Genomic DNA, 22726 nt, shown 5'->3' on the forward strand with positions numbered 1-22726 from the left:
TAATCGCGATGCCTGTCGAACCCGGCCCGAACCGCGAGCCCCCGCCGCTGCCGCCCGCGCTGCTCAACGCGTGGCCGTTCCTCACCCTCGGCGCGCTGGGCTGGGTGGTCGCGGCGGTTGCCGCCTTTCTGGTGCCGTCCCTGCAGAGTTGGCGTCCGCTGACGCTGGCCGGGCTCGGGGTGACAGTGCTCGGCACGAGCATCTTCGTGCTGCAACTCGCGGAAGCCCGCCGCGGCGCGCGCGGTGCACAAGACGGGCTCGAGAACTATTTCGACCACGGCTAGTTTCGCAACCAGGGACTCGGGAGGGATCGATGGTAGCCCCGCTACTGCAAGCCCAAATCGACATCGACGCACCGGTTTCCACGGTGTGGGGGCTGATTTCCGATCTCCGGCGGATGCCGGAGTGGAGCCCGCAGTGTCGTTGGATGAAGACGTTCGGTCCGCTGCGGCAGGGCGCGCGCACGCTCAACATCAATCGCCGTAACGCAATGTTCTGGCCCACCACTTCCACGGTCGTCGAGGTCATCCCCGAGACCAAGCTGGCGTTCCGCGTCAACACCAACAACACGATCTGGAGCTACGAGCTCCAGCCCACCGGCGGGGGCACCCGGGTGATCGAGAGTCGCCATGCCGAGAACGGCGTGACCGCGTTCTCCAACCTGTCGGTGAACGCGCTGTTCGGCGGGACGACGAACTTCGAACGCGAGTTGCTCGACGGCATGAACGCCTCGCTGGCCAAGATCAAGGCCGCCGCCGAGAAGGCCTAGTCCGCTTCGGGCCGCGACTCCGGCGTCTCGGTTCCGGCCTCCGGCGTCTCGGGTTGGGGCTCCGGCGATTCGGCCTGGGGTTCGGGCGTCTCGGCCTGGGGTTCCGGCGTCTCGGAAGTCGTTGCCGCCGAATCCGATTCGGCCTGTGGGCCATCGTCAGACTGGGCGTCCCCGGGCCGGGATTCCGCTTCCTCGGTCGGCGTGTCCGCAGCCTGCGGCTCCGAAGTCTCCGCCGGCGGCTCCACGACGTCGAGCACGCCGTCGTCGAAGGGCTCGTACATCGGCGAACCGGTGCCCGCCGGAGCCGGGGTGTCCGAGTGGGCGCCGCAACCGTACTGCTTGTCCACGATCTGCCCGTCGGCCGACAGCTCGTTGCCGCACACGCCGAACATCGCGCCGAGGGATCCCGCCAACGGCAGGTAGAAGCCGCAGTCACGGCACACGCGTTTGGTGGAGCGCGCCATCGGCGAGTCGGGACCGTGCTCTCCGGTGTGCCATCGTTCGGCCGCCTCGGCGCGGCCCAAGGCGCTCATGACCCAGCGCCGGCCCAGCCCGATTTCGGCGGCGGTCTCGTCGACCTGCGGGTCGCCGCTGGCGGTGTAGCCGGGAACCAGCCGCGGGTCGTCGGCCGCGGGCGCCAGCAGGTCCCCGGGGCTCAAGTCCCCGGGCCGCACCCGCTGATCCCACGGGACCCACTCGGGCGCCAACAACGCCGTCGGACCCGGAATCAGCACCACCTCGCTCACGGTGGCGTGGTCGGCGCCGGGATGGGCAGCGACCACGACGGCCCACTGCCAGCCCTGATAGCCGGGCAGATGAGCCAGAAACCGGTGCGTCGCGGCGGCCGGATCCTCGTAGCTGACGCCCAGGTAGTCGCCCACGGTCTCCGCGCCGCTGAACTCGACGACGGCGGCCCTGGCCTGGTCCACCGCGCCCGTCAGCACCGCGGCCAGCCCTTCCGGCCAGTCGGCCACGGTCGCGCCGGCGGATTGCTCGGTGGGTCCGGTCAAGGTGTCCTCTTTCTCCATTGCGGTTCCAATACTAGGTTGGCGAGCCACACCCCGTTACCTGCAGACGCTTGTCGTCGGCATAGGGGAGAATCTCCAACGTGTCTGGACGGCGGCGTGACCATCCGGGCCGCGTGGCCTCCACTCCGGGTCGCCGGCCCCGCAATGGGGCTGGTGGTCAACATCCCGGCATGGCCAATTACCCCGCCGACGACGCCGCCGACCGGCGTACGCGCCGGCCACCGCCGATGCCGAGCGCGAATCGCTACCTGCCGCCGATCGGCGAGCATTCGCAGCCGGATCAGCACGACACCCCGCCCCCACGCCCCACCGGTGAACGGATCACCGTCACTCGCGCCGCCGCGCTGCGGAGCCGCGAGATGGGGTCGCGCATGTATTGGATGGTGCAACGCGCCGCGACCGCCGACGGCGCCGACAAGTCCGGCCTGACCGCGCTGACGTGGCCGGTGGTGGCCAATTTCGCGGTGGACGCCGCAATGGCCGTGGCGCTGGCCAACACCCTGTTCTTCGCGGCGGCCACCGGCGAGAGCAAGGGCCGGGTCGCCTTGTACCTGCTGATCACCATCGCGCCGTTCGCGGTCATCGCGCCGCTCATCGGCCCGGCGCTGGACCGGTTGCAGCACGGCCGGCGGGTCGCGCTCGCCGGGTCGTTCGTCCTGCGGACGGCACTGGCGCTGGTGCTGATCCTGAACTACGACGGCGCCACCGGCAGCTACCCGTCATGGGTGCTCTATCCGTGCGCGCTGGCCATGATGGTGTTCTCCAAATCGTTCAGCGTGCTGCGCAGCGCCGTGACGCCGCGGGTCATGCCGCCGACCATCGACCTGGTGCGGGTGAACTCCCGGCTCACCGTGTTCGGTCTGCTCGGCGGCACCATCGCGGGCGGGGCGATCGCCGCGGGTGTGGAGTTCGTCTGCACCCACCTGTTCAAGTTGCCCGGCGCGTTGTTCGTCGTCATCGCGGTCACGGTCGTCGGCGCCTCGCTGTCGATGCGGATTCCGCGCTGGGTCGAGGTGACGGCCGGCGAGGTGCCCGCCACGTTGAGCTACCGCCAGGACAGCGAGCCGCAGCGGCGCAGCTGGCACAGAGAGGTCAAGAAGGTCGGCGGAACGCTGCGACAACCGTTGGGCCGCAACATCATCACCTCGCTGTGGGGGAACTGCACCATCAAGGTCATGGTCGGCTTTCTGTTCCTGTACCCGGCTTTCGTCGCCAAGGCGCATCAAGCCAACGGCTGGGTTCAGCTCGGCATGCTCGGGATGATCGGCGCGGCGGCCGGCATCGGCAATTTCGCCGGCAACTTCGCCGCGGCGCGCCTGCAACTGGGCCGCCCGGCCGTGCTGGTGGTGCGCTGCACGCTGGCGGTGTCGGCGGTCGCGCTGGCGGCGGCGGTGGCGGGCACGCTCGCGGCGGCCGTGATCGCCACCCTGGTCACCTCGGGCTGCAGCGCCATCGCGAAGGCCTCGCTGGACGCCTCGCTGCAGAACGATCTGCCCGAGGAGTCGCGCGCCTCGGGATTCGGGCGTTCGGAGTCGACGCTGCAGCTGGCCTGGGTGCTCGGGGGCGCGGTGGGCGTTCTCGTGTACACCGAGCTGTGGGTCGGCTTCACCGCAGTCACCGCCGTGCTGATCCTCGGGCTGGCGCAGACTCTCGTTAGCTATCAAGGGAATTCGCTGATCCCCGGACTCGGAGGTAACCGGCCCGTCATGGTGGAGCAGGAAGGCGTCCGTCCCGGCCGCCCGGCGGTGGTGCCGGAGTGAAACGCAGTGTGGCCGTGCTACTGGCCGGCCTGATGACCCTGGCGTGCGTGGCCGTCGGTGTGGGTACCTGGCTGCTGGTGCGCCCGTCCGGTCCCCAGCGCCCCGAGATCAGCGCGTACTCGCACGGCCACCTCGCCAGGGTGGGGCCGTACCTCTACTGCAGCGTGCTCAACCTCCAAGACTGCGACACGCCCCAGGCCCAGGGCGAGCTGAAGGTCAGTGAGCGCTACCCGGTGCAGCTTTCGGTGCCCGACGCGATCTACCGGGCACCGTGGCGGCTGCTGCAGGTCTATGAGGACCCGACCAACACCACCAGCACCATCTTTCGGCCGGGCACCCGGTTCGCGGTCACCATCCCGCCGGTCGACCCGCACCGCGGGCGCATGGTTGGGATCGTGGTGCAGTTGCTGACACTCGTCATGGATCCCGCTGGTGAGCTGCGGGACGTTCCGCACGCGGAATGGTCAGTGCGTCTTAGTTATTGAGCGCCGAGTTAGGCACCGTGCCCGGCGGGCACCCGCTCCCCTTCGACCGGTGGCCCCGGAGGCGTGCCGTCGCCGAACGGCTTGCCGCCCAGCGCTTCCCGGCCATGCGGTGACAGCCAGTTCGACAGGTCCGGCCCCTTGGGCACGATGCCGGTGGGATTGATGTCGGCGTGCACGATGTAGTAGTGCTGCTTGATCTGCACGAAGTCGACCGTGTCGCCGAACCCGGGGGTCTGGAACAGGTCGCGCGCATAGGCCCACAACACCGGCATCTCGCTCAGTTTGCTTCGGTTGCATTTGAAATGGCCGTGGTAGACCGGGTCGAAGCGGGCCAGCGTGGTGAACAACCGCACGTCGGCCTCGGTTATGGTGTCGCCCACCAGGTATCGCCGATCGGCCAGGCGGTCGCTGACCCAATCCAACGCGTCGAACAGCCGGTCGTAGGCCGCGTCGTAGGCCTGCTGCGAGCCGGCGAAGCCGCACCGGTACACCCCGTTGTTGATCTCGGTGTACACCCGCTTGTTCACCTCATCGATCTCGGCGCGCAGTCGCTCGGGGTACAACTCCGGCGCGCCCTCGCGGTGGTAGGCGGTCCATTCCGTGGAGAAGTCCAGGGTCATCTGCGCGAAGTCGTTGGTGACGACCGCACCGGTGGGCACGTCGACGATCGCGGGCACCGTGATGCCCTTGGGGTAGTCGGGGAAGCGCTTGAAGTAGGCGTCCTGCAGCCGAGGAATCTTCAAGACGGGGTCCACACCCCCGGGGTCGAGATCGAACGTCCAGCTGCGCTCGTCGTGCGTGGGGCCGCAAAACCCAATGGACAGAACGCTTTCCAGGCCCAGCAACCGACGGACGATGATGGCGCGGTTGGCCCAGGGGCAGGCGCGCGCGACGATCAGCCGGTACCTACCGGGCTCCACGGGGTAGCCGTCGCGCCCGTCCGCGGTGACGCGGGTGGTGATGTAATTGGTGTCCCGGTTGAAGTCACCTTTTCCGGCGACGTAGGCGGCCATGGTGACAATTCTGCCCCAGCCTTACGCCCAGGCCCGGCGGCGGCGAACTAAGCGTCGAGCTCGCGGGCGACCGCGCGAACCACTTCCGACACCCGTCGAGCCGTCTTGCGGTCCGGGTAGCGGCCCTTGCGCAGCTCGGGCTGCACGGCGCTCTCCAGCAACGTGATCATGTCCTCGACCATGCCGTGCAGTTCGTCGGGGCTGTGCTTGTGCTCGGCGGGCGTCTCGCGGCGGCCCTGCGCCTTGGTGAGGCTGGGCGGCGGCTCAATCAGCTTGAGGCTCAGCGCCTGAGGGCCGCGCCGCCCGGAGGCGATGCCGAACTCCACGCGCTGGCCCGCTTTGAGCCCCTCGACCCCGGCGGGCAACGCCGACGAGCGGACGTACACGTCCTCGCCGTCCTCTTGCGACAGGAAACCAAACCCCTTGTCGGCGTCGTACCACTTAACCTTGCCGGTCGGCACTGCTCTCACCTGCTTGTCTAACGGATCAATAGAATGGCCAACACAATAAGCGTCCCGCCTGCGCAGGACGCCGTTTGGTCCTTGATCCTACTCGGATGCTCGCCTGAGGAGCACCCCCGTTATTGCCCACTCGGTACGCTGGGCAGTACCGGTGGAGGAGATATGCGCCTGATCCTGAACATCATCTGGCTCGTGTTCGGCGGCCTGTGGATGGCCGCCGGATACCTGCTCGCGGCGCTCGTCAGCTTCTTGCTGATCATCACCATCCCCTTCGGCTTCGCGTCGCTGCGCATCGCCTCCTACGCGCTGTGGCCGTTCGGGCGCACCATCGTCGACAAGCCGACCGCCGGCACGGGCGCGCTGATCGGCAACGTCATCTGGGTGCTGCTGTTCGGATTGTGGCTGGCGATCGGCCACGTGGTCAGCGCGCTGGCGATGGCCGTCACGATCGTCGGCATTCCGCTGGCGCTGGCCAACCTCAAACTGATCCCCGTGTCGTTGATGCCGCTGGGTAAGCAGATCGTTCCGGTCAGCTCGCCTTCCCAGGTGATGGCCGCATGACGCTGACCGCGCTGGGTGTGCCGACGGTGCCGGGCCGCGCCGCCGCCGCGCCTGACGCGCCGACCGCGGGCCCGCTGGTGGACACCTACGGACGGGTCGCCACCGATCTGCGGGTCTCGCTGACCGACCGCTGCAATCTGCGCTGCAGTTACTGCATGCCGGCCGAGGGCCTGGATTGGCTGCCCGGCGAGCAACTGCTGCGGCCCGACGAGCTGGCCCGCCTGATGCACATCGCGGTCACCCGGTTGGGCATCACCAGCGTGCGGTTCACCGGTGGTGAACCCTTGTTGGCGCGGCACCTCGAAGAGGTCGTCGCGGCGGTCGCCGGTCTGCGGCCACGCCCGGAAATCTCGTTGACCACCAATGGCGTCGGGCTGGCGCGGCGGGCCGCCGGGCTCGCCGCGGCGGGGCTGGACCGGGTCAACGTGTCGATGGACAGCGTGGATCGCGACCACTTCGCGGCGATCACCCGCCGGGACCGGCTCGGCGATGTGCTGGACGGCCTGGCCGCGGCCCATGACGCCGGCTTGACGCCGGTCAAGGTGAACGCGGTGCTCGACCCCGTCACCGGGCGGGAGGACGTCGTCGAACTGCTGCGGTTCTGCCTCGAGCGCGGCCACCAACTCCGGGTGATCGAGCAGATGCCGCTGGACGCCGGGCACCAATGGCGGCGGGGCGCCGCGCTGAGCGCCGACGACGTGCTCGACACGCTGCGCCCCCACTTCCGGCTCCGTCCCGACCCGGCGCCGCGCGGTTCGGCGCCCGCCGAGCTCTGGCTGGTCGACACGGGCCCGGGCACGCCGAGCGGAAAGTTCGGCGTCATCGCGTCGGTTTCGCATGCCTTCTGTTCCGCCTGCGATCGCACTCGCCTTACCGCCGACGGCCAGGTGCGCAGCTGCCTGTTCTCGGCTGAGGAGACCGATCTTCGGACCCTGCTGCGCACCGGCGCGTCCGACGACGCGATCGAGGCGTCGTGGCGGGTCGCGATGTGGGGCAAGCCCGCCGGTCACGGGATCAACGACCCGAGCTTCGTCCAGCCCGACCGTCCGATGAGCGCGATCGGTGGCTAGCCCCGTGGGTCAGGCCGTCCACCAAGACGGGATTCAGGTGACGGTGCGCTACTTCGCGGCCGCGCGGGCGGCGGCGGGAGCCGAGTCGGAGACGCTGGTGGTTCGGCCCGGCACCACGGTGGCCGAGCTGGTCGAGCGCCTCGCCGTGCGTGGCTCCCAGCTGGCCGCGGTGTTGGGGAGATGTTCCTACCTGTGCGACGGGATCGCCGTCCGCGACGAGACCGTCCCGTTACGAACCGGAAACACGATCGACGTTCTACCCCCGTTCGCCGGCGGGTGAAACTGTGAAATATCTCACGTAACGGAAAGATAACGGCGTAATCACGCTCCGATATCGGGTGCGATGACCTGCGTGGATGCCGGGTGTCTGGCGCGTTTTCCCAGATGGCCGAGAGGGAAACGCCGGGTTTCGCAGAACGTGACGGGACCAACAGAACCCGCTACCTTTCTCCGAAGGCACGCCAAGACAACCGAATTGGCGAACCTCCCCTCCTATCGCGCCGAGCTCCATCCAGTAGGCGGGGCCCACTGACCAACGTGGATGGAGACGGGGGACCCACCGGTCCACCGTGATCGGATTGGGGCCGCGTGCGGCCCCTAGGGGTGAAGCCGATGCCGCTCCCCAGCGGATGCGACAACGGCCGGGTGGCCTCTCCAACCCGAACCCGACAGCTGACCTCGCAGGCGCGTGACGAGAGAGGATTTTTCACGGCCTATGAGTGGACGTCACCGTAAGCCCAGCACGTCAAACATCAGCGTCGCCAAGATCGCCGTCACCGGCGCGGTCCTCGGTGGCGGCAGCATCGCTCTGGCCGGCCAGGCGGCCGCGGCCACCGACGGCGAATGGGATCAGGTAGCCCGTTGCGAATCCGGCGGCAACTGGGCGATCAACACCGGCAACGGCTACCACGGTGGCGTGCAGTTCAGTTCGAGCACTTGGGCTTCGCACGGCGGCGGCCAGTACGCGCCGTCGGCCGAACTGGCCACCAAGGAACAGCAGATCGCCGTCGCCGAGCGCGTGCTGGCCACTCAGGGCCGCGGTGCGTGGCCCGTGTGCGGTGGCCCGCTGTCCGGCCCGACCCCGCGCGAGGCTCCCGCACCGGCCGGCCTGGACGCTCCGCTGGACGCGCCCGGGATCAACGGACAGCCGGCACCCCTAGCTCCTCCGCCCGCCGACGCGCCCCCGCCAGACGCCCCGTCGCCGCCTCCGCCGCCGCCGGTGCAACTGACCGGCTTCGACCAGCCTGCGCCTCCGGCGGACCTGCCGCCGGCACCCCCGGCCGACGCCATGCCGCCCGCGCCTCCCGCCGACCTGCCCCCGGCGCCTCCGGCGGACCTGCCCCCGGCACCCCCGGCCGACGCGCCGGTGGTGGACACCGACTTCCACGGCTTCGTCCCGGCCGGCATGCCGCAGGATGTCGCCCCGGCGGGCTACACGAAGCAGCTGTGGGACGCCATCCGGGCCCAGGACATCCAGGGTAACGACGCGCTCGACGCGATCGCCCAGCCGTCCCCGGCCTCCTGAGGCCGCCCGTCAGACTGCCCGGCACGCCTCGAACGTTTGCGCTTCGGGGCGTGCCGGCATTCCAATCGCTTACGCCGTTACGCCGAACCCACCCATTCTTCGGTTCCATCGTCGAAGAACTGGTGCTTCCATACCGGTAGCCGCGCCTTGATCTCGTCGACCAGCAAGGCACAGGTCTCGAACGCCGCCTGACGGTGATCGGCGGCGACGGCGGCCACCAGCGCGGCCTCCCCGATGCGCAGGACACCGATTCGGTGACTGGCCGCGACGGCGCGCACCCCGGTCGACTGCTCCGCGACGTCGGAGACCACCTTGGCCAAAACCTGTTCTGCAGATGGATGTGCGGAATACTCCAGCCGCACGACCCGCCGCCCGCCGTCGTGGTCGCGAATCATGCCGACGAAGCCGACGACGGCGCCCGCCGACTGATGGGCCACGAGCTCTTCGTGCTCGGCCAGGAAGATCGGGTGATCGGTCATGGCCGCGCGGACGACGAGCGTCATCGCTGGTGGTCTCCACCGGCCAGTTGATCCAACGCGTGATCGAGCACGTCGGCGAGCACGCCCAGGCCGTCGCGCACCCCGCCGGGCGAACCCGGCAGGTTGACGATCAGGGTCCGTCCCGCCACACCACACACCCCGCGCGACAACACCGACGTCGGCACCTTCGGCAGCCCCGACCGGCGGATGGCGTCGGCCAGACCCGGGATCATGTAGTCCAGCACCGCGACGGTCTGGTCGGGCGTGCTGTCGGTGGGCGAGATGCCGGTGCCGCCCGACGTGATGACGACGTCGACGCCGTCGTCGACACCCTTGCGCAGGGCCGCGCCGACCGGCTCGCCGTCGGCGACCACCTCCGGCTCGGCCAACGAAAACCCCCGCTCGCCAAGCCATTCCGCGATGATTGGGCCGCAGCGATCGTCATACACCCCCGCCGACGCGCGGGTCGAGGCGATGATGACGCGGGCGGATCGGGCGCCCATCACCGCACCCACGTTCCGGTCTTGCCGCCTTCCTTGCGCAGCACCCGGATGTCGTCGAGGCGCGCGGCGGGATCCACGGCTTTGATCATGTCGTACAGCGTCAAACCGGCCACACTGACGGCGGTCAGTGCCTCCATCTCCACCCCCGTGCGGTCGGTGCTGCGGACGGTCGCGATGATCTTGATGTCGGCGGGCCCCACGGTGAAATCCACGTCGACCCCCGTGAGCGCCAGCTGGTGGCAGAGCGGGATCAGCTCACTGGTCCGCTTCGCGGCGAGGATGCCCGCCACGCGGGCGGTGGCCAGCGCGTCGCCCTTGGGCAGACCTCCGGCCGAGATCAGCTCCACCACGTGCGGGGAAGTATGCAAGGCACCCGCGGCCACGGCGGTCCGTTTGGTGGTTCCCTTTTCGCTGACATCGACCATGTGCGCCGCGCCGCGGTCGTCGAGGTGTGACAGCGCGCCGGGGCCGGATTCTCCGGATGCCCAGGTGGCCGGGGGCTTAGCGGCCTCAGAGGCCTTAGCCATCCTGGCGCCTACCGGTTAACGACGGTGACCGGGTGCAGGTAGGGCAGGTCAGCGGAGGGCAGCGGGAACACCAGCTCGCCGAACGGCGACAACGCGCCCGTCCGGTCGGTCACAAGTTCGCTCACCGCGTGGTCGTCCGGGTCCGTCGTCGGCCACCCGTTGTCGACATACCTGGTTTTGCGGGCTTTGCCCTCTGCAGTGTCAGCCACGACGTCCATTCTGACAGGTCGCTCTTGCGCGTGTCGTGCAAGACCGGCACTTCGCCCGAGGAGGCGCCGGTGATCGTTGTCTACGTGCCACCCGCCGACTGTTTTACGCTGGTCAGCAATGACCGACAACACCCCGGACATCCCGCTGGGGTCGTGGCTGGCCGACTTGCCCGACGAGCGGCTGATCCGACTGCTAGAGCTGAGGCCGGACCTCGCCCAGCCCCCGCCCGGCAGCATCGCCGCGCTGGCCGCGCGCGCTCAGGCCCGCCAGTCGGTCAAGGCCGCCACCGACGAGCTCGACTTTCTGCGCCTCGCGGTGCTCGACGCGCTGCTGGTGCTGCAGGCCGACACCGCGCCGGTCCCGACGACGAAGCTGCTGGCGTTGATCGGTGAGCGCGCTCGCGAGGCCGACGTGGTCGGCGCGCTCGACGACCTCCGCGAGCGGGCGTTGGTCTGGGGCGACACCGCCCTCCGCATTGCGCCCGACGCGGGGACGGCACTGCCGTGGTACCCGGGCCAAGTCACCCTCGAGGACGCCTCCCGCACGGGCGAAGAGATCGCGGGGCTCATCGACGACCTGAACGAGGCCCAGCTCGACGTGCTGGAGAAGCTCCTCGAGGGTTCGCCGATGGGTCGCACCCGTGACGCCGCGCCGGGCGCCCCCGCGGACCGCCCGGTGCCCCAGCTGCTGGCGATGGGACTGTTGCGACGCGTCGACGCCGAGACCGTGATCCTGCCCCGCCATGTCGGGCAGGTGCTGCGCGGCGAACAACCCGGCCCGATGCAGCTGACCGCACCCGACCCGGTGGTGTCGACCACCACCGCCGAGGACGCCGACGCGGCTGCGGCCGGCGCCACCATCGACCTGCTGCGCGAACTCGACGTCCTGATCGAAACGCTGGCCGCCGCACCGGTTTCGGAACTGCGCAGCGGCGGACTGGGGATCCGTGACGTCAAACGGCTCAGCAAAACGACGGGTATCGAGGAATCGCGGCTGGGCCTGATCCTCGAGTTGGCGGCCGCGGCCGGCTTGATCGCCAGCGGGTTGCCCGACCCCGAGCCGGCCACCGGCGATGGACCGTACTGGGCGCCGACGGTGGCCACCGACAGGTTCACGGCGCTGCCCACCGCCGAGCGCTGGCAGCTGCTGGCGAGCAGCTGGCTGGACCTGCCGAGCCGGCCGGCCTTGATCGGCAGCCGCAGCCCCGACGCCAAACCCTATGGCGCCCTTACCGATGCGCTGTACTCGACCGCCGCGCCGCTGGATCGCCGGCTGCTGCTGGGCACGCTGGCCGGATTGCCGCCCGGTGCCGGCGTCAGCGCGGTTTCCGCGTCGGCGGCACTGATCTGGCGGCGCCCCCGCTGGGCCAAGCGACTACAGCCCGGACCCGTGGGTGATCTGCTGGCCGAGGCTCACGCGCTGGGCCTGGTGGGCCGCGGGGCGCTCAGCACCCCCGGCCGCGCCCTGCTCGACGACGGCGCCGACATCCAGGCCGCGGTCGACGCCATGGCGCGGGCCCTGCCGAAGCCCATCGATTACTTCCTGGTGCAGGCCGACCTGACCGTCGTCGTGCCGGGGCCACTGGAACGCGATCTCGCCGAGGACCTCGCCACGGTGGCCACGGTCGAATCGGCCGGCACCGCGATGGTGTACCGCATCAGCGAACCCTCGATCCGGCACGCGCTCGACGTGGGAAAGACCCGCGACTGGATGCACGGGCTGTTCGCCAGGCACTCCAAGACGCCTGTCCCGCAAGGGCTCACCTACCTGATCGACGACGTCGCGCGACGGCATGGTCAGCTGCGGATCGGCATGGCCGCTTCGTTCGTGCGGTGTGAGGACCCCGCTCTGCTGGCCCAGGCCGTCGCCGCGCCCGCGACGGAAGGGGTGCAACTGCGCGCCCTGGCGCCGACGGTCGCGGTGTCTCCGGCGCCGATCGCCGAGGTGCTGATCGCGCTGCGGGCGGCGGGTTTCGCCCCGGCGGCCGAGGACTCCACCGGCGCCATCGTCGACGTCCGCCCCCGCGGCGCCCGGGTCCCCACGCCGCAGCAGCGCCGGCCGTACCGCCCGATGCCGCGCCCCAACAGCGAGAGCCTCAACGCCGTGGTCGCGGTGCTGCGCAAGGTGACCGCCGCGCCGTTCGGCAACAATCGCGTCGATCCGGCGGTCACCATGTCGTTGTTGCAGCGCGCGGCCAAGGAACAAGAAACGTTGGTGATCGGTTATTTGGATGCCGCGGGTGTCGCCACCCAGCGGGTTGTGTCGCCGATCACCGTTCGGGGCGGTCAGTTGACGGCATTCGACTCGGCGTCGGGGCGTCTGCGCGACTTCGCCATCCACCGCATCACGTCGGTGGTGTCGGCCAACGGCCGATAATGGATGGCGTGCAGGCGCCTCCGCGAGAGATGAGAAGGAGTTGGGCCATTGACTGACGGCCCGTTGATCGTGCAGTCCGACAAGACGGTGCTGCTCGAAGTCGATCACGAGCAGGCCGGCGCGGCGCGCGCGGCCATCGCGCCGTTCGCCGAACTGGAGCGCGCGCCCGAGCACGTGCACACCTACCGCATCACGCCGTTGGCGCTGTGGAACGCCCGCGCCGCCGGCCACGACGCCGAACAGGTCGTCGATGCGCTGGTCAGCTTCTCGCGCTACGCGGTGCCCCAGCCGCTGCTGGTCGACATCGTCGACACCATGGCCCGCTACGGCCGCCTGCAATTGGTCAAACACCCGGCGCACGGCCTCACGCTGGCCAGCCTGGATCGCGCGGTGCTCGAGGAGGTGCTGCGCAACAAGAAGATCGCTCCCATGCTCGGCGCCCGCATCGACGACGACACCGTCATCGTGCACCCCAGCGAGCGGGGCCGCGTCAAGCAGATGCTACTCAAGATCGGTTGGCCCGCAGAGGATCTCGCGGGTTATGTGGACGGCGAGGCGCACCCGATCAGCCTGGCGCAGGACGGCTGGCATCTGCGTGACTATCAGCAGATGGCCACCGATTCGTTCTGGGCCGGCGGGTCGGGGGTGGTGGTCCTCCCGTGCGGGGCGGGCAAGACGCTGGTGGGCGCGGCCGCGATGGCCAAGGCGAGCGCCACGACGCTGATCCTCGTCACCAACATTGTCGCGGCGCGGCAGTGGAAGCGCGAACTGGTGGCGCGCACCTCCCTGACCGAGGACGAGATCGGCGAGTATTCGGGTGAGCGCAAGGAGATTCGGCCCGTCACCATCTCGACGTACCAGATGATCACCCGCCGCACCAAGGGCGAGTACCGGCATCTGGAGCTCTTCGACAGCCGCGACTGGGGCCTGATCATCTACGACGAGGTCCACCTGCTGCCGGCGCCGGTGTTCCGGATGACGGCCGACCTGCAGTCCAAACGACGCCTGGGCCTGACCGCCACGCTGGTCCGGGAAGACGGCCGCGAGGGTGACGTGTTCTCCCTGATCGGCCCGAAGCGCTACGACGCCCCATGGAAGGACATCGAGGCGCAGGGCTGGATCGCGCCGGCGGAGTGTGTCGAGGTGCGGGTGACCATGACCGACAACGAGCGGATGATGTACGCCACCGCCGAACCCGAAGAGCGCTACAAGCTTTGCTCGACGGCGCATTCGAAGATCGCGGTGGTGAAGTCGGTGCTCAGCCGGCATCCCGACGAGCAGACGCTGGTGATCGGCGCCTACCTCGACCAGCTCGACGAGTTGGGCGCCGAGCTCAACGCGCCGGTGATCCAGGGGTCGACTCGAACCAAGGAACGCGAGGAGTTGTTCGACGCGTTCCGCCGGGGCGAAGTGTCCACGCTGGTGGTGTCGAAGGTCGCCAACTTCTCCATCGACCTGCCGGAAGCCTCTGTGGCGGTTCAGGTTTCGGGAACGTTCGGCTCGCGCCAGGAGGAGGCGCAGCGGCTGGGCCGGTTACTGCGCCCCAAGGCCGACGGCGGTGGCGCCATCTTCTACTCCGTGGTGGCGCGCGACAGCCTGGACGCGGAGTATGCCGCGCATCGGCAACGTTTCCTCGCCGAGCAGGGCTACGGCTACATCATCCGCGACGCCGACGACCTGCTGGGACCGGCGATCTAGCCGCCGAGTCGCTCTCGGGGCCGTGCGCCACTCTTCGAAGTCGATATCGCCGGCGATATCACTTCCCGGGGCCCGCCCATGGTCCCGCCCGATGCCGCGCATCCGATGGCCGTCGTCCCCGAAGCGCCAAGCCGTGCAGACCCCTCCGGCTAAATTGCCTAGTGCAATTGTTGCATAGTGCTATGATAATCTCGAGCACGCCACCCGTCGAGGAGGGCCGCACATGAAGATCGCCGTTGTCGGCGCCGGCATCGCCGGCCCCACGCTCGCGTACTGGCTGTCCCGGTACGGCCACGAAGCAACTCTCATCGAGAAGGCGCCGCGGCTGCGTACCGGCGGCTATGTCGTGGACTTCTGGGGCGGCGGGTATACCGTCGCCGAACGCATGGGACTGACCGCCGAGTTGCACGCCGCGGGTTACGCGGTGCGCGAGGTGCGACTCGTGGACCGCAATTCGCGACGCGTGGGCGGGTTCGCGGCGGAATTGTTCCGGCGCAACGTCGGTGGGCGATTCGTCACGGTGCCCCGCGGTGACCTGTCGGCCATGATCTATCGCGCCATCGAGGGCCGCACCGAAACGTTGTTCGGTGAAAGCGTTTCGGCGATCGATCAGACCGACTCCGGCGTGCGGGTCGCACTCGAGGGCGGCGGGACACGGCAGTTCGATCTGCTCATCGGTGCGGGTGGCGTTCATTCGCCCGTGCGGGACTTGGTATTCGGCCCCCCATCCCGATTCGAAACCGACCTCGGCTACCGGGTCGCGGCGTTCGAGGCCGAGGGCTATCAACCGCGAGACGAACTCGTCTACCTCGCCTACACCATGCCGGGGCGCATGATCGCCCGATTCGCGATGCGCGGCGAGAGAACCATGTTTCTTTTCGTTTTCACCCCCGACCACCTGCCCGGCCGCGACCCACGAGATGTGCCGCACGCCAAGGCAATCCTGCATGAGGTCTTCGGCGACGCGGGCTGGGAGTGCCCGGAGATCCTGCGCGCCCTCGACGACGCCTCCGACGTGTACTTCGACCGCACCAGTCACATCGTCATGGATCACTGGTCGAACGGGCGCGTGGCGCTGATCGGGGACGCCGCGGCCGCGGTTTCCTTGCTGGCGGGCGAAGGGACGGGGCTCGCGATGGTCGAAGCCTACATACTGGCGGGCGAGCTCAATCGCGCCGGAGCCGATCACGGGGAGGCGTTTCGTCGCTACGAGCGTCGGGTGCGGCCGATCGTCGAGGCAAGACAGCGCTCGGCCCGCGTATTCGCCACGATGTTCGCGCCGAAGACGGCGCCGGGCCTGTGGATCCGCAATCAAGGGTCCAAACTGTTGAACGTTCCGCGGTTGGCCGACTGGGTCGTCCGCAGCGAGTTCCGCGACGACATCGCATTACCCGAGTACGCCGCATAGCCGCGGGCGCAAGGCCTTTCGAACCATGCGGCGTTCGCCGAACTTGATATCACCCGCGCTATCAAGTTCGCGCACGCACACATGCCCCATGACCAGCGGCGCCGAGGCGAACTAAAGCGACAGAATCGTCGCCGACGCCGTGCCCGGCGCGCCGTAGACCTGCGCCAGGCCGACGCGCGGATTGCCGGGCACCTGACGCTCCCCCGCCTCGCCACGCAACTGACGCACCAGCTCGTGCATCTGCCGCAGCCCCGACGCCCCGATCGGCTCGCCGTTGGCGATCAACCCGCCGTCGGTGTTGACCGGCAATGAGCCGTGGATCTCGGTCGCGCCGTCGGCCAGCAGCTTTTCCTGTTCGCCGTCGGAGCAAAGGCCCGTCTCCGCCATGTGGATGACCTCGTTGCCGGCGTCGGTGTCCTGCAGTTGGGCCACGTCGACGTCCTCGGGACCGATGCCGGCGGCCTCGTAAGCCGCCTTGGCGGCGTACACCGTCGGCGACACGTCGCCGTCCAGCGGGGCGAAGGTGGCGTGCACCTCGTAGGCACCGTAACGGCGCGTACGGATTTCGCACGCGCGCACATACACCGGCTTGTCGGTGTACTTGTGCGCGATGTCCGCGCGGCACATGACGACCGCGGCGGCCCCTTCGTCGGGCGCGCAGAACATGTACTGCGTCAGCGGGTAGTTGAGCACCGGCGAGTTGAGGATCTCCTCCTCGGGAATCGGCTTGCGGCGGAAGGCGTTCGGATTCAGCGCGCCATTGCGGAAGTTCTTCGCGGCCACCTTGGCCAGAGTGGCCTGCGAGATGTTGTGGTCGTGCAGATACTTGTTGGCCTTCATCCCGAAGAACTTGGTGGTGACGAACTGGCCGTTCTGTGCGTACCACTGCGGCAGCGCCAGCTTGGCGGGGTCGTCGGTGAACGCGCCGCGCGGGTGCTTGTCCAGCCCGATGGCGATGCCGATGTCGTACTTGCCCAGCCGGATGGTGTCGGCCGTCTGTTGGATCGCGCTGGCCGCCGTGGCGCACGCGTTGAACACGTTGGTGAAAGTGATGCCGGTCAACCCGACCAGACGCGTGACGGCGTCCGGGTTGGACACCTCGTGGCTGCCGCCGAAGCCGAACTGGATGTCTTTCCAGTCGACCCGGGCGTCGGCCAGCGCGGCTTGGATGGCCTCGGCGCCCATCTGCATCGCGGTCTTGTCGAACCGGCCGAACGGGTGCAGGCCCACGCCGATGATGGCGACATCGTTTGTCATCTCAGTCTCCCTATGGGTGGATGGTGGCGATCGCCACTAGACCGGCTGAAAGGCGAACGTCATGATTTCGGCGCCCTCTTGATCGGTGGTGAGCGGGACCATCGTCAGCTCGACCTCCTGACCGAACCGCAGTTTGGCCGGGTCGTTCTCGGTCAGCCGTCCCTCGACTCGGATCACGTCGTCCAGCTGGACCAGCCCGACGCCGAACGGGACGAAGTCCTTGCCGGTCGGGCCCGCGTATGGGGCCCCGGGCGGAAAGCCCTGGGTGGTCCACGCGACCAGCGTCCCGCGGCGCGGCAGGAGCACGTCGGTCATCTCGCCGAGGCTGCAGCGCGGGCACCACTGCTGCACCGGGAAGGTCGTGGCGCCGCAACTGCCGCACCGGCTGCCGATCAGCTGCGGGCTCTCATCGGGCCAGGTCGAGATCTCGGGGGCGAGCGCCTTTTGCATCGGGGGATCCTCCACAAGCGTCCACGGTGCGGCCAACAGAATGTTGCTCACTGAACCGTATAACAGCTTTCCGAAAAGTGGAAACCACATTCTCATTCCCGGTGGCGGGCCACGCTGCCGGCCCCGATATCTTGAGACCGCCGCCGCAACCGAGGAGACGACCATGCCAGTCACGGTGATACTCGAACTGCAGTTCAAGCCCGACGCGGTGCCGCAAGGGCGTGACGTGATGGGCCGGGCGTTGCGCGACACCCGGGCATTCGCCGGCAATCTCCGTACCGACGTGCTGGTCGACGAGGACGACGAGGCCCACTGGCTGATCTACGAAATCTGGGACACGGTCGAGCACGACGAGGCCTACCGCGCCTTCCGCGCCGGCGACGGCAAGCTGACCGAGTTGCCGCCGCTGCTGGCCGCGCCCCCCGTCAAGAAGCGGTACGTCACTTCCGACATCTGAGGGGCTAGCTGAGGGCGGGAATCACCTCTCGCTCGAACAACTCGATGCCGGAGCGGTCGTACGCGGCCTCCGGGAAATAGCAGATGGCGTATTCGCAGCCGAGGTCGCGCAGCTTGGCGATCCGCTCGATCACCTGTTCCGGTGTGCCCGTCGCCGAATCGGGTCCGCTACCTGCGGCGAGCATCGCATCCGCGGCCGCCTCGGGCACATGGCGGACGAGGCGGTCGCGGACCCGCTGGAGCCGGTCCTTGACGTCGGCGTCGGACGTTCCGACAACGGCGTTGACGTTGGCCGAACGCACGATGGCATCGAAGTCGGTACCCACCTCCCGACAATGCTGTGCCAGCACCTCCGACTTGTGTGCGAACGCCTCGGGTTCCGCCGTGAAGTTCGTGTACTGCGCGTATTTCGCGGCGATACGCAAGGTCACCTTCTCGCCGCCGCCGGCGATCCACAGCGGAATCCCGTTGTGCTGCAGCGGTTTGGGGGCAACGATGGCGCCGTCGACCTGGTAGTGCTTACCGTCGAAGCTGACCTTGCCGTCCCGCCAGGCATCCCGCATGATCTGCACGCCCTCGTCCAGCCGGCCCAGCCGGACGCCGGCCGATGGGAAACCGTAACCGTAAGCGCGCCACTCGTGTTCGTACCAGCCCCCGCCGATGCCCATCTGGATCCGCCCGCCGGAGATGATGTCGGCGGTCGCCGCCACCTTGGCCAGGTACACCGGATTGCGGTAGCTCATCGCTGTGCACATCTGGCCGAGTTTGATCCGCGACGTGACGGCGCCGTACGCGGACATCAGCGACCACGCCTCGTGGGTGGCTTCGCCGGTCGGAATCGGGACGGTGTGGAAGTGGTCGTAGACCCAGAGCGAATCCCAGGCGCCGTTATCGGCGTAGCTGGCCAGGTCGCGCATCACCGCCCAGTGCTGCTCCGGTTCGATGTCGACCAGATCCATTCGCCAGCCTTGCGGGATGAAGAGACCGAAGCGCATAGCAATGGACTCTAGCCGCGACGGTTCACAGCAGATCGATGAGTGACGCCCGGCCGGCCGCTGACATCGCAGCCGTGAACCTACCCCCGCTAGGCTTACCCATCGTCAAGCGAGCGGGAGGTCGGCATGCGCGTACTGGTCTCCGGCGCCAGCATCGCCGGTCCGGTGCTGGCCTACTGGCTGAACCGTCACGGCTTCGACGTCACGGTCGTCGAGCGCGCGCCCGCGCTGCGCAAGACCGGCGGCCACGCCGTCGACCTGTTCCGCCCCGCGATGGAGATCTCGGCCGAGATGGGCGTTTTGCCCCGGATCGAAGCGCTCGCCACCGGAACGAACCGCATGATCATGCATCGGGAAGGTCGCGCGCGGCCCGTCGAGATCGATCTCACCAAGATCTACGCCGCCACGTCGGACCGGCACGTGGAGATCATGCGCGACGACCTCAGCGAAATCTATTACGCCGCCGGTCGCGACGACGTCGAGTACCTGTTCGGTGACACGATCACCTCGATCGACCACGACGGCGAGGTGACGTTCGAGCATGCCGCCGGTCGCCGGTTCGACGTCGTCGTCGGCGCCGACGGGCTGCACTCCAACGTCCGGCAGCTGACCTTCGGCGACGAAGCCAACCTCACCCGGTTCCTCGGCGGCTATCTGGCCGTGGTGTCGACACCCAAGGCGCTCGCCGGCCGCGGCCAGATGACCTGCCACGTCGGCGTCGGCCGCCTCGCGGCCATCTACACCGCCGAGCACCTCGACGACGCGCGCGCCGTGTTCCTGTTCCGCAGCAACCGCGAATTCGACTATGACCACCGGGATGTCTTGCGGCAGAAGGACTTGTTGCGGGCGGCGTTCGCGAACATGCACGAGCAGGTGGACGATTGGCTCGGCGAGGTCGACCGCACGCCGGCCTTCTACTTCGATGCCATCAGCCAACTGCGACTGGACCGATGGTCACGCCGGCGCGTCACCCTCGTCGGCGACGCCGGCTACTGCCCGGGCCCCGCGGTGGGCGGTAGCACCAGCCTCGCGGTGCTCGGCGCCTACGTATTGGCCGGCGAACTCGCCCAGGCGGACGGCGACCTCCTGCGCGCATTCTCCGCCTACGAATTGCAGATGCGTGAGCCGGTACACCAGAGCCGCGCGTTCGCCCGCGGCGCCGCCAGGGGAATCATCCCCGGATCGCGGCTCGGGGTGTGGGCGCTGACCCGGGGAGCGCAACTGGTTTCGGCGATGCCCGGGTCGGTGTCGCGATCGCTGGCCCGACTGAACGCCAAGGGCGTCCGGATGCACGACTCGATGCGGGTACCCGACTACAGCGCGACCGATCTACAAGCGAACGAAGGGGACAACCGCCGATGGAACTAACCGGTGTGGGGATCTGGAGCAGTCAGCTGCGATACGGCGACCATCCCTCCCATTGCCGCGACACTTAAACCACGGCGACGACACGCCGTAGCGCGCCGCCGTGGTTTAAGTCTCGCGGCACCACACCACGCAAAAGCCCCCGAAGACAAGCGCTTCGGGGGCTTTCGCGACTGCGAGAACTACGTCAGCGAGTCCGGCGGCAGGAAGCGGTCGCCGTACTTGGCGGCCAGCTCGCGTGCCCGCGCCACGAAGGCCTCCTTGCCGATACCGCCCGGACCCTCGTAGCCGACGATGAACTGCGCGCTGCCGCCGGTGTACGGCGGGAAGCCGATGCCCATGATCGAGCCGATGTTGGCGTCGGCGGTCGACGTCAACACGCCTTCGTCGAGGCACTTCTGGGTTTCCAGCGCCTCGGCGAACAACATCCGGTCGATCATGTCCCGCAGCGGCGGCTGCGACGAGCCCGACTTGAACGTCTCCCGCAGGCCCGGCCACAGACCGGTGCGCTTGCCGTCGACGTACTCGTAAAAGCCCGCGCCCTTCAGCCGCGACGGGCGGCCGATCTCGATCATCTTCTCCACGACCGCCTCCGCCGGGTGCGGCTCGTATTTACCGCCGGCGTCCTCGACACCCTTGCGGGTGGCCGCGGCGATCTTGTGCATCAGCTCCAGGTTGAGCTCGTCCGAGAGCTGCAGCGGCGGGGCGGGGTAGCCCGCCTGCGAGCCGGCGTGCTCGATGCTGGCGGGCTCCACGCCCTCGCCCAGCATCGCCAGGGCCTCGTTGACGAAGGTGCCGATGACGCGGCTGGTGAAGAACCCGCGGCTGTCGTTGACCACGATCGGGGTCTTCCCGATGGCCAGCGTGTAGTCGAACACCCGGGCCAGCGCCTCGTCAGATGTCTTCTCGCCCTTGATGATCTCGACCAGCGGCATCTTGTCCACCGGAGAGAAGAAGTGGATCCCGATGAAGTCCTCCTGGCGCTTGACGCCGGTCGCCAGACCGGTGATCGGCAGCGTCGAGGTGTTGGATCCCAGCAGCGCGTTCGGCTCGACGATGTCCTCGATCTCCTGGAATACCTTGTGCTTGAGTTCCTGGTTCTCGAAGACCGCCTCGATGACGAAGTCGACGCCCTTGAAGTCGGCGGGGTCGGCGGACGGAGTGATGCGGTCCAGCAGCGCCTTGCTCTTCTCCTCGGTCGTCTTACCGCGCTGAAGTGCCTTCGCCTCAAGCTTTTCCGAGTAGCCCTTGCCCTTCTCGGCCGCCTCGATGCTGACGTCCTTGAGCACCACGTCGAAACCGGCCTTGGCCGACACGTACGCGATGCCCGCGCCCATCATGCCGGCGCCGAGCACGCCGATCTTGTTGATCTTGACCGGCTCGATGCCGTCGGGCCGCGAGCCACCGCCGTTGATGTGCTGCAGGTCGAAGAAGAACGCCTGGATCATGTTCTTGGCGACCTGGCCGGTGACCAGCTGGGTGAAGTAGCGGCTCTCGATGCGGGTGGCCGTGTCGAAGTCCACCTGCGCGCCCTCGACGGCCGCGTCCAGGATGGCCCGCGGGGCGGGCATCGGCGCACCCTTGAGCTGCTTCTTCAGCAGCGCCGGGAACGACGGCAGGATGCCGGCCAGCGCAGGGCTGGACGGGGTGCCGCCGGGCATCTTGTAGCCCTTGGCATCCCACGGCTGGGTGTGCGAGTCCGGGTTGGCCTTGATCCACGCCTTGGCGGCGGGGACCAGTTCGTCGACCGAGCCGACCAGCTCGTCGACCAGTCCCATTTCCTTCGCCTTCGCCGGCTTGAAGCGGGTGCCCTGCGACAGGATGTTCATGAAGGCGTTCTGGATGCCGAACATCCGCACGGTGCGGGTCACGCCGCCGCCGCCGGGCAGCAGGCCCAGCGTCACCTCGGGCAGGCCCAGCTGGCTGCCCTTGACGTCGGCGGCGATGCGGTGGTGACAGGCCAGCGCGATCTCCAGGCCGCCGCCGAGCGCGGCGCCGTTGATGGCGGCCACGACCGGCTTGCCCAGGGTCTCCAGGGTGCGCAGGTCGCGCTTGATGTCCTCGACCTCGGTGAAGACGTCGCCGGCGTTCTCGGGGCCGGCGTTGATCATGCTCTTGAGGTCGCCGCCGGCGAAGAACGTCTTCTTGGCGCTGGTGATCACCACGCCGGTGACCGAATCCTTCTCCGCCACAAGGCGTTCGACGGCTTTGTGCATCGACTCCTTGTAGTGCTCGTTCATCACGTTCGCCGAACCGGTGGGGTCGTCGAGCGTCAGCGTGACGATGCCGTCGTCGTCCTTGTCCCAAGCGATGGTGTTCTCTGCCATGGT

23 protein-coding genes, 1 pseudogene and 1 riboswitch are annotated in these 22726 nt (G+C 68.6%); of the genes and pseudogenes, 13 read left to right on the forward strand and 11 right to left on the reverse strand.

The window, feature by feature from the left end; genetic code table 11:
- Positions 1-8 precede the first annotated feature (8 nt).
- Both A5681_RS10885 and A5681_RS10890 read left to right on the forward strand, forming a co-directional pair.
- Positions 9-284 carry a DUF2530 domain-containing protein gene (locus A5681_RS10885; protein WP_067274074.1) on the forward strand — a complete coding sequence of 92 codons (276 nt, stop codon included), beginning with the start codon at positions 9-11 and terminating at the stop codon, positions 282-284.
- A gap of 29 nt (positions 285-313) precedes the next feature.
- Entirely contained in the window at positions 314-769 is a 456-nt protein-coding gene (locus tag A5681_RS10890; protein WP_067273532.1) for an SRPBCC family protein, read from the forward strand.
- Between the two features lie 224 nt (positions 770-993).
- Here A5681_RS10890 and A5681_RS10895 read toward each other — a convergent pair.
- A pseudogene (locus A5681_RS10895) lies at positions 994-1779 on the reverse strand (DUF3027 domain-containing protein); the annotation flags it as partial.
- Positions 1780-1910: 131 nt separating this feature from the next.
- On the opposite strand from A5681_RS10895, the gene A5681_RS10900 reads away from it, so the two are divergent.
- Both A5681_RS10900 and A5681_RS10905 read left to right on the forward strand, forming a co-directional pair.
- Positions 1911-3557: an MFS transporter gene (locus tag A5681_RS10900; RefSeq protein WP_156737940.1), complete on the forward strand. Its 1647-nt coding sequence runs from the start codon at positions 1911-1913 to the stop codon at positions 3555-3557.
- Positions 3554-4042: a DUF2771 domain-containing protein gene (locus A5681_RS10905; RefSeq protein WP_082968308.1), complete on the forward strand. Its 489-nt coding sequence runs from the start codon at positions 3554-3556 to the stop codon at positions 4040-4042. Before A5681_RS10900 ends, A5681_RS10905 begins: the two co-directional genes overlap by 4 nt.
- 8 nt (positions 4043-4050) lie before the next feature.
- Here A5681_RS10905 and A5681_RS10910 read toward each other — a convergent pair whose 3' ends face one another.
- Entirely contained in the window at positions 4051-5055 is a 1005-nt protein-coding gene (locus A5681_RS10910) for a glutathione S-transferase family protein (RefSeq protein WP_067273542.1), read from the reverse strand.
- 47 nt (positions 5056-5102) lie between these two features.
- Complete coding sequence (locus A5681_RS10915) at positions 5103-5516, reverse strand: cold-shock protein (RefSeq protein ID WP_067273548.1); 414 nt, start codon at positions 5514-5516, stop codon at positions 5103-5105.
- A 162-nt stretch (positions 5517-5678) separates the two neighbouring features.
- Here A5681_RS10915 and A5681_RS10920 point away from each other — a divergent pair, with 162 nt between their 5' ends.
- From A5681_RS10920 to A5681_RS10935, 4 genes are all read left to right on the forward strand, one after another.
- Positions 5679-6077, forward strand: a complete 399-nt coding sequence (locus A5681_RS10920) for a YccF domain-containing protein (protein WP_067273552.1) — start codon at positions 5679-5681, stop codon at positions 6075-6077.
- Positions 6074-7147: a GTP 3',8-cyclase MoaA gene (moaA, locus tag A5681_RS10925; protein WP_067273556.1), complete on the forward strand. Its 1074-nt coding sequence runs from the start codon at positions 6074-6076 to the stop codon at positions 7145-7147. The genes A5681_RS10920 and moaA overlap by 4 nt, the downstream gene beginning before the upstream one ends.
- Positions 7140-7427, forward strand: a complete 288-nt coding sequence (locus tag A5681_RS10930) for a MoaD/ThiS family protein (RefSeq protein WP_419866310.1) — start codon at positions 7140-7142, stop codon at positions 7425-7427. Before moaA ends, A5681_RS10930 begins: the two co-directional genes overlap by 8 nt.
- Before the next feature lie 208 nt (positions 7428-7635).
- Positions 7636-7850, forward strand: a riboswitch (cyclic di-AMP (ydaO/yuaA leader).
- A gap of 12 nt (positions 7851-7862) precedes the next feature.
- Positions 7863-8672: a transglycosylase family protein gene (locus tag A5681_RS10935; protein WP_067273564.1), complete on the forward strand. Its 810-nt coding sequence runs from the start codon at positions 7863-7865 to the stop codon at positions 8670-8672.
- 77 nt (positions 8673-8749) lie between these two features.
- Here A5681_RS10935 and A5681_RS10940 read toward each other — a convergent pair whose 3' ends face one another.
- Genes A5681_RS10940 through A5681_RS10955 form a run of 4 tightly spaced genes read right to left on the reverse strand, consistent with a single transcriptional unit; the run spans position 8750 to position 10390 of the window.
- Positions 8750-9175: a molybdenum cofactor biosynthesis protein MoaE gene (locus A5681_RS10940; RefSeq protein ID WP_067273568.1), complete on the reverse strand. Its 426-nt coding sequence runs from the start codon at positions 9173-9175 to the stop codon at positions 8750-8752.
- Entirely contained in the window at positions 9172-9654 is a 483-nt protein-coding gene (locus A5681_RS10945) for a MogA/MoaB family molybdenum cofactor biosynthesis protein (protein WP_067274081.1), read from the reverse strand. The genes A5681_RS10940 and A5681_RS10945 overlap by 4 nt, the downstream gene beginning before the upstream one ends.
- Positions 9654-10181: a cyclic pyranopterin monophosphate synthase MoaC gene (gene moaC / locus A5681_RS10950; RefSeq protein WP_067273571.1), complete on the reverse strand. Its 528-nt coding sequence runs from the start codon at positions 10179-10181 to the stop codon at positions 9654-9656. The genes A5681_RS10945 and moaC overlap by 1 nt, the downstream gene beginning before the upstream one ends.
- An 8-nt stretch (positions 10182-10189) precedes the next feature.
- A complete protein-coding gene (locus tag A5681_RS10955; RefSeq protein ID WP_197498572.1) occupies positions 10190-10390 on the reverse strand; it encodes a hypothetical protein in 201 nt (66 codons plus the stop codon).
- 118 nt (positions 10391-10508) lie between these two features.
- Here A5681_RS10955 and A5681_RS10960 point away from each other — a divergent pair, with 118 nt between their 5' ends.
- From A5681_RS10960 to A5681_RS10970, 3 genes are all read left to right on the forward strand, one after another.
- A complete protein-coding gene (locus tag A5681_RS10960; protein WP_067273577.1) occupies positions 10509-12767 on the forward strand; it encodes a helicase-associated domain-containing protein in 2259 nt (752 codons plus the stop codon).
- A gap of 48 nt (positions 12768-12815) precedes the next feature.
- Positions 12816-14465: a DNA repair helicase XPB gene (locus A5681_RS10965; RefSeq protein WP_067273581.1), complete on the forward strand. Its 1650-nt coding sequence runs from the start codon at positions 12816-12818 to the stop codon at positions 14463-14465.
- A gap of 223 nt (positions 14466-14688) precedes the next feature.
- Positions 14689-15873, forward strand: a complete 1185-nt coding sequence (locus tag A5681_RS10970; RefSeq protein WP_067273584.1) for an FAD-binding domain — start codon at positions 14689-14691, stop codon at positions 15871-15873.
- Between the two features lie 111 nt (positions 15874-15984).
- On the opposite strand, the gene A5681_RS10975 is transcribed toward A5681_RS10970, so the two are convergent.
- Together A5681_RS10975 and A5681_RS10980 are read right to left on the reverse strand one after the other, a co-directional pair.
- On the reverse strand, positions 15985-17130 hold the full coding sequence (locus A5681_RS10975; RefSeq protein ID WP_067273587.1) for a thiolase family protein: 1146 nt from the start codon (positions 17128-17130) through the stop codon (positions 15985-15987).
- A gap of 36 nt (positions 17131-17166) precedes the next feature.
- The gene (locus A5681_RS10980) at positions 17167-17580 is read right to left on the reverse strand and encodes a Zn-ribbon domain-containing OB-fold protein (RefSeq protein ID WP_067274085.1); all 414 of its coding nucleotides are present in this window, start codon (positions 17578-17580) and stop codon (positions 17167-17169) included.
- Positions 17581-17743: 163 nt separating this feature from the next.
- Between A5681_RS10980 and A5681_RS10985 the strand changes: the two genes are divergently transcribed.
- A complete protein-coding gene (locus A5681_RS10985) occupies positions 17744-18037 on the forward strand; it encodes a putative quinol monooxygenase (RefSeq protein ID WP_067273590.1) in 294 nt (97 codons plus the stop codon).
- 4 nt (positions 18038-18041) lie between these two features.
- On the opposite strand, the gene A5681_RS10990 is transcribed toward A5681_RS10985, so the two are convergent.
- Positions 18042-19031, reverse strand: a complete 990-nt coding sequence (locus A5681_RS10990; protein ID WP_067273594.1) for an LLM class F420-dependent oxidoreductase — start codon at positions 19029-19031, stop codon at positions 18042-18044.
- 126 nt (positions 19032-19157) lie between these two features.
- On the opposite strand from A5681_RS10990, the gene A5681_RS10995 reads away from it, so the two are divergent.
- Complete coding sequence (locus A5681_RS10995; protein ID WP_067273597.1) at positions 19158-20399, forward strand: FAD-dependent monooxygenase; 1242 nt, start codon at positions 19158-19160, stop codon at positions 20397-20399.
- 179 nt (positions 20400-20578) lie between these two features.
- Here the strand turns inward: A5681_RS10995 and A5681_RS11000 are convergent, their stop codons facing one another.
- Entirely contained in the window at positions 20579-22723 is a 2145-nt protein-coding gene (locus A5681_RS11000) for a 3-hydroxyacyl-CoA dehydrogenase NAD-binding domain-containing protein (RefSeq protein WP_067273600.1), read from the reverse strand.
- Between the last annotated feature and the right edge of the window lie 3 nt (positions 22724-22726).

This window comes from Mycobacterium scrofulaceum, assembly GCF_001667885.1.
Classification (GTDB): domain Bacteria; phylum Actinomycetota; class Actinomycetes; order Mycobacteriales; family Mycobacteriaceae; genus Mycobacterium; species Mycobacterium scrofulaceum_C.

Coding starts and splice junctions, on each gene's coding strand:
- A5681_RS10885 (WP_067274074.1), top strand. CDS start 9: ATGCCTGTCGAACCCGGCCCGAACCGCGAGCCCCCGCCGCTGCCGCCC.
- A5681_RS10890 (WP_067273532.1), top strand. CDS start 314: ATGGTAGCCCCGCTACTGCAAGCCCAAATCGACATCGACGCACCGGTT.
- A5681_RS10910 (WP_067273542.1), bottom strand. CDS start 5,055: ATGGCCGCCTACGTCGCCGGAAAAGGTGACTTCAACCGGGACACCAAT.
- A5681_RS10920 (WP_067273552.1), top strand. CDS start 5,679: ATGCGCCTGATCCTGAACATCATCTGGCTCGTGTTCGGCGGCCTGTGG.
- moaA (WP_067273556.1), top strand. CDS start 6,074: ATGACGCTGACCGCGCTGGGTGTGCCGACGGTGCCGGGCCGCGCCGCC.
- A5681_RS10935 (WP_067273564.1), top strand. CDS start 7,863: ATGAGTGGACGTCACCGTAAGCCCAGCACGTCAAACATCAGCGTCGCC.
- A5681_RS10940 (WP_067273568.1), bottom strand. CDS start 9,175: ATGACGCTCGTCGTCCGCGCGGCCATGACCGATCACCCGATCTTCCTG.
- A5681_RS10945 (WP_067274081.1), bottom strand. CDS start 9,654: ATGGGCGCCCGATCCGCCCGCGTCATCATCGCCTCGACCCGCGCGTCG.
- moaC (WP_067273571.1), bottom strand. CDS start 10,181: ATGGCTAAGGCCTCTGAGGCCGCTAAGCCCCCGGCCACCTGGGCATCC.
- A5681_RS10960 (WP_067273577.1), top strand. CDS start 10,509: ATGACCGACAACACCCCGGACATCCCGCTGGGGTCGTGGCTGGCCGAC.
- A5681_RS10970 (WP_067273584.1), top strand. CDS start 14,689: ATGAAGATCGCCGTTGTCGGCGCCGGCATCGCCGGCCCCACGCTCGCG.
- A5681_RS10975 (WP_067273587.1), bottom strand. CDS start 17,130: ATGACAAACGATGTCGCCATCATCGGCGTGGGCCTGCACCCGTTCGGC.
- A5681_RS10980 (WP_067274085.1), bottom strand. CDS start 17,580: ATGCAAAAGGCGCTCGCCCCCGAGATCTCGACCTGGCCCGATGAGAGC.
- A5681_RS10985 (WP_067273590.1), top strand. CDS start 17,744: ATGCCAGTCACGGTGATACTCGAACTGCAGTTCAAGCCCGACGCGGTG.
- A5681_RS10990 (WP_067273594.1), bottom strand. CDS start 19,031: ATGCGCTTCGGTCTCTTCATCCCGCAAGGCTGGCGAATGGATCTGGTC.
- A5681_RS10995 (WP_067273597.1), top strand. CDS start 19,158: ATGCGCGTACTGGTCTCCGGCGCCAGCATCGCCGGTCCGGTGCTGGCC.
- A5681_RS11000 (WP_067273600.1), bottom strand. CDS start 22,723: ATGGCAGAGAACACCATCGCTTGGGACAAGGACGACGACGGCATCGTC.